At 70.5% G+C, this 7,769-nt stretch carries 6 protein-coding genes; 4 read left to right on the top strand and 2 right to left on the bottom strand.

Translation table 11 applies throughout. The annotated features are described in order from the left end of the window. Nucleotides 1-198: 198 nt before the first annotated feature. Together JFB92_RS03845 and JFB92_RS03840 are read left to right on the top strand one after the other, a co-directional pair. A complete protein-coding gene (locus JFB92_RS03845; RefSeq protein WP_199035058.1) occupies nucleotides 199-1,008 on the top strand; it encodes a cellulose binding domain-containing protein in 810 nt (269 codons plus the stop codon). Nucleotides 1,009-1,136: 128 nt separating this feature from the next. Further along, nucleotides 1,137-2,639 (top strand): DUF5605 domain-containing protein, encoded by a 1,503-nt coding sequence (locus JFB92_RS03840; protein WP_372451564.1) that lies wholly within the window; start codon nucleotides 1,137-1,139, stop codon nucleotides 2,637-2,639. A gap of 61 nt (nucleotides 2,640-2,700) precedes the next feature. Here JFB92_RS03840 and JFB92_RS03835 read toward each other — a convergent pair whose 3' ends face one another. Then, nucleotides 2,701-4,950, bottom strand: coding sequence for an RICIN domain-containing protein (locus JFB92_RS03835; protein ID WP_233162257.1), 2,250 nt, complete (start codon nucleotides 4,948-4,950; stop codon nucleotides 2,701-2,703). 83 nt (nucleotides 4,951-5,033) lie between these two features. Here JFB92_RS03835 and JFB92_RS03830 point away from each other — a divergent pair, with 83 nt between their 5' ends. Continuing rightward, on the top strand, nucleotides 5,034-6,029 hold the full coding sequence (locus JFB92_RS03830; RefSeq protein WP_199035055.1) for a LacI family DNA-binding transcriptional regulator: 996 nt from the start codon (nucleotides 5,034-5,036) through the stop codon (nucleotides 6,027-6,029). A 7-nt stretch (nucleotides 6,030-6,036) separates the two neighbouring features. Here the strand turns inward: JFB92_RS03830 and JFB92_RS03825 are convergent, their stop codons facing one another. Further along, nucleotides 6,037-7,050, bottom strand: coding sequence for a LacI family DNA-binding transcriptional regulator (locus tag JFB92_RS03825; RefSeq protein WP_199035054.1), 1,014 nt, complete (start codon nucleotides 7,048-7,050; stop codon nucleotides 6,037-6,039). Between the two features lie 179 nt (nucleotides 7,051-7,229). On the opposite strand from JFB92_RS03825, the gene JFB92_RS03820 reads away from it, so the two are divergent. Then, nucleotides 7,230-7,769, top strand: a 540-nt coding sequence (locus JFB92_RS03820; protein ID WP_199035053.1) for a carbohydrate ABC transporter permease, incomplete at its 3' end; no start/stop codon positions are given.

The following is a 7,769-nucleotide window of genomic DNA, read 5'->3' as shown; positions in this document are numbered from 1 at the left end:
AACGCACGAGGGGCCGGGAACCGCGAAGCGGTCCCCGGCCCTCCTTTTGTATTGACAGACTTCGATGCATCAGGGGATACTTCGAGATGCCGGGCCGTCTCGGTCTGAGGTTGGGCGCCGTTTTGCGGCTCGTGAGCGGGTTCGTTCGCGTGGTCGCCGGTCCGGTCGCCGTGACCGCTCATACCCCCGAGAGGCAACATGAGACTCGCCCGACCGCTCCTCATCCTGCTCGCCGCCGCCTTGGCGGCCATGGCCTTCGCCGCACCGGCCTCGGCCGCGCACCCCGAACGACCGCCGCAGGCCTACAGCGCCTGGCACCTGGGGCCGGGCCCCTGCGACTGGTACGAGACCTTCGGAGAGGTGTCCTTCCCCGCCGTTCACCCGCCCGAACCGAACCGTGCCCACTTCATCGGCGACAACGTCGAGGCGGTGGCCGAGGCTCCGCCCGGCGAGGACTGCCCGCCCACAGCGCCGGGAGACCGCGTCATCGAGTTCACTGCCTACACCGACGGGGGCGAAGTCGTCGCCTCGCATGGCATGACCATGGAGTTCGGGGAGGGAAACGAGGTCGAACTCGCTTCGGAGCAGTGGATCGAGTACGTCACGATCGCCGTCTGCCTCGCCGAGCCGTCCGACGTGATCGACCGCTGCGGCGAGGCCGACACCGTCCATTCGAGCGGCCCCACCGCGCCATCCTGCGTGTTCGAGTACTCGATCGTGAACGACTGGGGGAGCGGCTGGCAGGGCCGGGTCCTCCTGAGCCCCCTGGTCGACCCCGGCGAGGACTGGCTGGTCGTCATCACCCTGCCCGAGGGCACCGTCATCCAGCAGGGCTGGAAGGCGCAGATCAAGTGGGTCGACGACAAGGTCCGATTCACACCGCCCGCATGGGCCCCACCGATCCCGGTGGGCGGATGGGACGGCCCCGGGTTCATCGGCACAGGACCGATCCCGCCGGAATCGAACGTCGAAGCCTACGTCAACGGACGGGAGTGCGTCACAGCCTGATCCGCGCTCCCGGAAGGTCTTGATACGTATCACTGGCTCGGGTAGTGTCCCATCTGCCGAAGACCGGCGGCCCGGGCATCCCGCGCCGGGCCGTCGGCGGCAGTGATCATCGTCTACGGGGACTCTCCGTGCAGCAACCTCGCAACACCGGGGCGGCCGCCCCCGCGCCCGCCCGCGTGCGATTCCGCGACCGATGCCCGAGGTGGGAGGTGTTCGAGCTCGAGCTCTCCGGCCCTTCGGAGGGCAATCCGTTCACCGACGTGGAACTGCACGCGGAGTTCAGCGACGGGCAGCGGCCGGTCCGAGTCGGCGGCTTCTACGACGGCGACGGGATCTGGCGCGTGAGGTTCATGCCCGACGCCGAAGGCGCCTGGACCTTCGCCACCGCCTCGAACTCGCCCGACCTCCACGGCCGGACCGGCCGCTTCACCTGCGGCCCCGCCGCTGCGGGCTCGCACGGGCCGGTGCGAGTGGCCGACCGGTTCCACTTCGCCCACGCCGACGGCACCCGCTACCTGCCGTTCGGCACCACCGCCTACGCCTGGACCCACCAGGTCGAGCGACTGCGCGAGGCCACCAGGCGCATCCTGGCCGAGTCCGGGTTCAACAAGGTCCGCATGTGCCTGCTGCCGAAGTCCTACCAGTACAACGACAATGAACCGGAGCTGTTTCCCTTCCCGGGGTCGGTCGAGGACGGCTGGGACACCACCCGGTTCGACCCGGCGTTCTTCCGCCGTTTCGAGGAGGAGGTGCTCGCCCTGCGCGAGAGCGGCATCGAGGCCGACGTCATCCTCTGCCACCCCTACGACAGGTGGGGGTTCGCCGACCTCGGCGCCGCGGCCGACGACCGCCTGGTGCGCTACACGGTGCGGCGGCTGGCGGCCTTCGCGAACGTGTGGTGGGCGACGGCCAATGAGTACGACCTCCTCGGGTCGAAGACCGAGGCCGACTGGGAGCGCCTGGCCGCCATCGTGGCGGAGGAGGACCCGTTCGGTCATCTGCGCTCGATCCACAACTGCGGCCCCTTCTACGACCACTCGAAACCGTGGATCACCCACGTCAGCGCCCAGCGCCAGGACGTGTACCGCACCGCCGAGTACACCGACCAGTGGCGGGAGCGCTGGGGCAAGCCGGTCGTGGTCGACGAATGCGGCTACGAGGGCGACATCGACTGGGGCTGGGGCAACCTCACCGGCGAGGAGCTGCTCCGCCGCTGCTGGGAGGGCGCGGTCCGCGGCGGCTACGTGCAGCACGGCGAGACCTACGTCAACGACGCCGAGGAGCTGTGGTGGTCCAAAGGGGGCGGCCTTCTCGGCTCCAGCCCCGAGCGCATCGCCTTCCTGCGCGCCGTCGTCGAGCGGTCGCCGACCGGCGTGCTCGACCCGCTGGAGTCCGACTGGGACGCGCCCCGCGGCGGCGTGGCCGGGGAGTACGAGCTGATCTACTTCGGCTTCAACCGGCCCCGGTTCCGCATGATCGACCTGCCCGAGGGCGGCTCGTTCGACGTCGACGTGATCGACACCTGGAACATGACCGTCGACCGCGTCGCCGAGGACGCCACCGGCGAGATCCGCGTCGACCTGCCGGCCCGCCAGTACATGGCCGTCCGCCTTACCCGGGCCTCCCGATAGGCCCCGGCCCGGCGGCGCGCCGCCGGGCCGGGCGTGAGGGGGAATCGGGTTCGCTGCGCCGCTACAGGCTCCACTGCTGGTTCGCGCCGCCCCAGCAGCTGTACTGCTGGAGCGAGGCGCCGTCCTCTGTCGACTGGCCGCTGACGTCCAGGCACCTGCCCGAGTGCCGCGACACCAGTTCGCTGTAGCCGCCCGAGTCGCGGACCTCCCACTGCTGGCTTGCGGTCCCGGAGCAGGTCTGCTGGACGGCCGCGGCGCCGTCGGCGGTCGAGCCGTCCTCGATGCCGAGGCACTTGCCGGAGTGGCCGGCCACGATTCGGACGTGGCCGCCTCCGGCGTCTTCGAGGCTCCACTCCTGGTTGTCGCCGCCGTGGCACTCCCACTGGATGATCGCCGCGCCGTCGGACGACGAAGCGCCGGTCACGTCGAGGCACTTGCCGGAGTTGCGGTTGACGATCTCCGTGGACTGCGAGCCGCCTTCGCCGAGCCGGACCAGCTCGACGTAGTCGATCACGTACCACTGCGCGGTGGCGTCCGGGTGCGCGCCGACGACGCGGAACTCGATCTCGTGGGTGCCCGCCGACAGCGCGACCACGCCCGCGTGCTGGTCGTAGTACTGGACCTCTCCGTACTCGTCGAGCGGACCGCCGACCGGCTCCCCGTCCACATAGATCTGCGCCATGCCGCGCGACTCCAGGTTCTTCAGGCCCGCGCGCAGGTTGTAGACGCCGCTCTCGGGAACGTCGACGTCGTAGGAGACCGAATGCCCGTTCGCCGTCGCCTCCAGGACGGCCGCCTCGCCGCCGCTGAGCCCGTCCTCTGCGAACGTGCGGTAGGCGACGCCGCCGGTGGGCGTCGCCGAGAGGTCCTCGGCCTCCCACCTGGTCGTCGCCGCCGAGTCGAGCGCGGGGATCACGTCGACGCGGAGCGACCCGCCCGGCCGCATCGGGTACGGAAGGTCGATCACGGCATCGCCGCCGGAGACGGCCACGTCCTGCTCGAAGTCGGTGCCGGGATTGGTGAACGTGTCCGCGTTCGAGTTCGCCTCGACCCGCACGCGCACCCGGCCGTCGCGGATCAGTTCGGCCGGCAGGTTCTCCAGACGCAGGGTCACGTTCTGGCCCTCGGAGGTCTGGTTGCCGATGAGGGCGACCGAGCGGTGCAGTCCGGTGTCGACCGCCGCCAAGGCGTCGACCGTGGTCGGTGACGTCGAGGTCGTCTCCACCATCCGCCCGGTCATGTCGCCGTAGGCGTGGTAGTTCCACCACACGCCGCGCGGCAGCGAGACGGTGGCGCGGTCGGCGGCATTGCCGAGGCTGGCGCGGAAGCGGTCGTCGCCGCCAACCCACTCCCAGGCCGAGTACAGCGCCGAGTCCATGCCGTAGGGGACGGCCCGCTCGAACTGGGCCAGCCAGCGGACGTTCTTGCCGGTGTGCCAGGCGTCCGGGTTGCCGTACCCGGTGCCCTGGTATTCGGTGACTGCCATCGGCATCGGGTCGATGCCGTTGTCGAGCATCCACTGCCGGATCTGCGCGGCGTGGCCGGGCACGTCGGCGGGAGTGTCGGACAGCTCGTGCCAGGCCAGGACGTCCGGCAGGCAGTCGTTGTCGCGGCAGTAGGTCAGGAACTGGGTCAGGAGGCTGAAGTTGAACCGGGAGAACTCCGGCGCCTGCACCTTCGCGTCCGGGTCGAGCTCCCGCATCCGGTCGAAGGCGACGTCGTGGGCGGCGAGGTATCCGTCGAAGTCGCCGCCCCACTGGATGTCCGGCTCGTTCCAGGTGATCCAGCTTGCGAACCCGAGATTCCGGTCCTGGGCCTCGGTGTAGACCTCGGTGACGATCTCGCGCCAGGTGTCGTAGTCGCCGCCGTCGCCGGGCCGGTAGGTGCGCCTCGGATCGGTCGGGTCGTCGTTGTAGTAGTACAGGCCGACCTGCTGCTCCGCGCCGGTGGCGGCGACCCGGTCGTAGGTGGCCCGGTCGTACAGGCTCGGCAGGTTGCGGTGGTAGTCGGCTCCCCGGATGGAGCGCACGTCGACGCCGTCGATCAGGTACTGGTCGGGGTCGGCCGGGTCGATGCCGTGCAGGAATCCGCTGGCGACATGGGTCGCGGGCCCGAGGTCGGCGCCGTAGTCGATGGCGATGTCGACGCCCGACTGGGCGAAGGCGCTCGGTGCGGTCGCGAAGACCGACAGGAGCATGGTTCCGGTCGCCGCCAGGGCGATGGCCGTTCGTCGTCTGGGCATGGTGGTCCTCCGGTCGGGGTCGGTCGGGTCGGTGGTCGCGAGGTGGAGTTTCCGCTCGTGGCGTAGCATGATCACTGGGTTAGTGATACGTATCAATTGATGAGAGTCACTATACTTTCGATGTCGAGCTTGTCAAGCACAGGAAGGCCGCCGTGACCGAAACCCGCCCGCCCACCAGCCATGACGTCGCCCGGGCCGCCGGAGTCTCCCAGGCGACGGTGTCGTACGCGCTCACCGGCAAGGGCGCCATCTCGCAGGCGACCCGCGACCGGGTCCTCCAAGCCGCAGAGACCATCGGCTACCGGCCGAACCTCGCTGCGAGGTCCATGCGCACCCGCCGCTCCGGGCGCCTGGCGCTGGTCACCGGCGTCGGGGCCGACAACCACATGCGGATGCTCGGCGGGGCCGGCGAGGCCGCGGCCGAGGCCGGCTACGCGATGGAGACCCACTGCCTGGAGGGCACCGCCGAGGACCGGACCGCCAGACTGCTCGAACTGGCCGCGGGGCGGCAGTTCGAGGGGATCCTGGCGTTCATCCCGGTGGTCGCCGAGGCACTCGCCACCGCGTCGGACTCCACGCCCGTGGTCACCGCGACCGCCTTCGACGACCAGATGCACAGCGTGGGGGACCTGGCCGATGCCAGCCTGATCGACGACTTCATCACCGCGCTCGCCGCGGCGGGCTACCGGAGGTTCGTGCACCTCGCCGGCTCGGACAAATGGGCCTCGGCCCGTTCCCGGCGGGCGGTCTACCTCGCCGCCGTCGAGCGGCTCGGCGTCGAATCGCTCGGCGTGCTCGGCGGCGACTGGCCCGCCGAGACCGGCCGCCGCGCCGTGCTCTCGCTGCCCGAGGGCACGCCCCCGCTCGCGGTCATCGCGGCCAACGACATCCTCGCCGCCGGGGTCCTGCGCGGAGCCGCCGAGCGGGGCTGGTCCGTACCCGGGGACCTGGTGGTCACCGGTTGGGACAACTACGAGTTCGGCGGCTACACCACGCCGTCGCTGACCACGGTGGACCTCGATTTCCGGGAGGCCGGACGCCGCGCCATGCGGCTGCTGACCGCCGCCCTGCGCGGCGAGCCCGCGCCGGATCCGACCGGTTCCCTGCAGCGCATCGTCTGGCGCGAGTCGACCGGCGCCGCCGCCTGAACGCCGGTCAGCGCGGCCCCGGGCCCGCGGTCGACTCCCGCCAGATCAGCCGGTTGACCGGCCCCCGCGCCGGTTCCAGGTCGCGGCCGGACACGGCCCTGACCAGCCGGATCATTCCCTCGCGGCCGACCCCTTCGAGGTCGATCTCGACCGAGGTGAGCGCGGGCTTGAGGAACTGCCCGAACTCGCTGTTGTCCCAACCGGTCACGCTGAGGTCGCCGGGGACGTCCAGGCCCCGCTCGTCCGCCCCGCGCAGCACGCCGACGGCGACCGTGTCGTTGCCGGCGATGACGGCCGTCGGCAGGTTGCTCTCGGGAAGCGCCCGAACGGCTTCGAGGCCGGACCGGGCCGACCAGTCCCCGTCGAACACGCCGGCCGACTCGACGCCGAATCGGTCGATCGCCTCCATGTAGGCGGCCTTCCTGGCCCGCGCCGAGGCGAACTTCAGGTCCCCGGCGACGTGGTAGAAGCGCCGGTGACCCAGACTCGCGAGGTGCTCGACCATCTCGTGGACCGGGGCGGCGTCGGTCAATTCGCCGACGGTGCGCATCTCGTCGTCGAAGTCGGCCGCGACCACGATCGCCGCGCCGTTGCCGAGCCGCTCCTGCACCGACGGCGCGATGGTCGCCAGCGCCAGGATGCCCTCGACCTGCGCGGAGTCGGCGAGTTCGAGCACCCGCTCGGTCCGAGAGTCGGTCCCGCCCCCGAAACTGAGCACCTCCAGGGAGAACCCGGCCTCGTGGGCGGCCCCGGTCGCCCCGGCGATGATGCGCGAGGGATTGTGGACCATCACCGGCAGCACGATGGCCAGCCTCCCGGTGCGCCGCGTGTTCAGGTACCTGGCGAGCAGGTTGGGCCGGTAGTCCAGCTCCCGGACGGCCTCGTCGATGCGGGAGAGCGTGTCGGGCCGCAGTCCCTCCCTGGAGCGCAGATAGCGCGAGACGGTCTGGTGCGAAACGCCGGCCAGCCGGGCCACCTCCCTGATCGTGGGGCGTCGGGAGTCCTTCTGACGTTCGGTCATCTGCCGGTTTCCTTCCGATGATTCCTTCGAATATATTGACACAAGAGTGACCGGTCACTATCTTTGGTCGAACCCGCAGCAGTGACCGGTCACTCTGCCCCTCGATACGAAGGAGTGTCAATGGCCGATTCCCCCGCCGCCCCCGGTCGAGGCACCGCACGCCCGCGGGAGGCCGCCTCATGAGCGCGACCACGGAGCTGCACGGCCTGCGCAGCCGTGGCGCGAAAGCGAAACCGCAGAACAAGGTGGCGTTCTGGTTCCTGCTGCCGTGGTTCGCCGGACTGTTCCTGGTGACCCTCGGCCCCATGGCCGCCTCGCTGGTGCTGAGCTTCACCGACTACAACCTGCTCCAGAACGCCGAGTTCGCCGGGTTCGACAACTTCGCCCGCATGCTGGCGGACGAACGGCTCCACCAGTCGCTGGGGGTGACCTTCACCTACGTGCTGGTGTCGGTGCCGCTCCAGCTCGCGTTCGCGCTGGGACTGGCGCTGCTGCTGGACCGCGGCGTGCGGGGGCTGCCGTTCTACCGCTCGGCGTTCTACCTGCCCTCACTGCTGGGCGCCAGCGTCGCCATCGCGATCCTGTGGCGGACGGTGTTCGGCACCGACGGGCTGTTCAACGAGGGCCTGGCCCTGATCGGCATCGAGGGGCGCGGCTGGATCTCCGAGCCCGAGACCGCGCTGGGCACGCTGATCACGTTGAACGTGTGGACGTTCGGT

It is taken from the genome of Glycomyces salinus (assembly GCF_016428645.1).
In the GTDB taxonomy this organism is placed as follows: domain Bacteria; phylum Actinomycetota; class Actinomycetes; order Mycobacteriales; family Micromonosporaceae; genus Glycomyces; species Glycomyces salinus.
The sequence above is the reverse complement of the archived record's forward strand: the minus strand, read 5'-3'. Positions and strand labels throughout refer to the sequence as shown.

What these genes read in the sequence shown, in the direction of transcription:
- JFB92_RS03845 (WP_199035058.1), top strand. Translation starts at nt 199, where the DNA reads ATGAGACTCGCCCGACCGCTCCTCATCCTGCTCGCCGCCGCCTTGGCG.
- JFB92_RS03835 (WP_233162257.1), bottom strand. Translation starts at nt 4,950, where the DNA reads ATGCTACGCCACGAGCGGAAACTCCACCTCGCGACCACCGACCCGACC.
- JFB92_RS03825 (WP_199035054.1), bottom strand. Translation starts at nt 7,050, where the DNA reads ATGACCGAACGTCAGAAGGACTCCCGACGCCCCACGATCAGGGAGGTG.